The sequence below is a fragment of the Haloferula sp. A504 genome (assembly GCF_044385805.1).
GTDB lineage: Bacteria > Verrucomicrobiota > Verrucomicrobiia > Verrucomicrobiales > Akkermansiaceae > Haloferula.
Genome location: NZ_JBISBU010000202.1, coordinates 1 through 506, shown reverse-complemented (window position 1 = coordinate 506; position 506 = coordinate 1). Strand labels below are relative to the sequence as shown.

1 protein-coding gene is annotated in these 506 nt (G+C 68.0%); it reads left to right on the top strand.

From position 1 onward, the window contains the following. A partial coding sequence (locus tag ACG2LG_RS24185; RefSeq protein ID WP_396263473.1) for a DDE-type integrase/transposase/recombinase occupies positions 1-506 on the top strand: 506 nt, incomplete at both ends.

The following is a 506-nucleotide window of genomic DNA, read 5'->3' as shown; positions in this document are numbered from 1 at the left end:
GTGCGTGGCAAGATCGTCGATCTCAAGCAGGCCAACCCCGGCTGGGGCGTGCGCCGCATCGCCCAGGTGCTGCGCCGCTGGTTCCTCATGGAGGCCAGCCCCGAGACCGTCCGCCGGACGCTCAATGAGGAGGCCCTCATCGAGAAAGCGCGGCGCAAGCCCCGCCGCAACCCCTCCAAGCCGAGGCGTTTCGAGCGGGCCACGCCCAACCAGATGTGGCAGAGCGACATCTTCACCTTCCGGCTCGGAGGCCGCTACGCCTATCTGGTCGCCTACCTCGACGACTACTCGCGCTTCATCACCGGAGCGGAGTTGTTCCGCAGCCAGACCGCCGAGGCCGTCATCGAGCTCTACCGCCGGGCCGTCGGAGAATACGGCGTGCCCCGCGAGATGCTCACCGACAACGGCCGCCAGTATGCCACCTGGCGCGGCACCAGCCGCTTCCAGAAGGAGATGCAGAAGGACCGCGTGTCCCACATCCGCTCGCAGCCGCAGCACCCGATGAC